Source organism: Aromatoleum toluolicum (genome assembly GCF_012911005.2).
Lineage (GTDB): Bacteria > Pseudomonadota > Gammaproteobacteria > Burkholderiales > Rhodocyclaceae > Aromatoleum > Aromatoleum toluolicum.
In genome coordinates this window covers 1-608 of the sequence record NZ_WTVS01000184.1, presented here as the reverse complement: position 1 = coordinate 608, position 608 = coordinate 1, and the positions used below count along the sequence as shown (strand labels likewise).

At 66.0% G+C, this 608-nt stretch carries 1 pseudogene; it reads right to left on the bottom strand.

What is annotated here, in order from left to right:
* Nucleotides 1–608, bottom strand: a pseudogene (locus GPA27_RS28280) (sarcosine oxidase subunit alpha); the annotation flags it as partial.

Here is a 608-nt window from a genome sequence, read left to right as displayed (position 1 = left end):
CAAACGAGAGCTCGCCGGTGAAGGAGATGCGGAAGACGCGCGCGGGCACCCCCGCGACCGTGCCTGCGCGCCAGTCCATGAACTTGAAGTTCTCGCCCGAGAGGTCGATGTCGTCGGTGAGTTCGGCGAGGAGTTTGCGCGCATTCGGGCCGTTGATCGCCATCGCCGCCCAGTGGTCGGTCACCGAGTTGAAGTACACCTCGAGCTCGGGCCATTCGGTCTGGTGCCACAGCTCCATCCAGTCGAGCACCGCCGCGGCGCCACCGGTGGTGGTCGTCATGTGGAAGTGGTTCTCGGCGATGCAGGCGGTGACGCCGTCGTCCATCACCATGCCGTCGTCCTTGCACATGAGGCCGTAGCGGCACTTGCCGACGTCGAGCTTGGTCCAGGCGTTGGTGTACAGGCGGTTGAGGAACTCGCGCGCGTCCTTGCCCTGGATCTCGATCTTGCCCAGCGTCGAGGCGTCGAGGATGCCCACGCTCTCGCGCACGGCGCGGCATTCGCGCTGCACCGCATCAAACATGGATTCGTTGCCGCGCGGGAAGTACCACGGGCGCATCCACTGCCCCACTTCCTCGAACTTCGCGCCGTGCTCGACGTGCCACGCG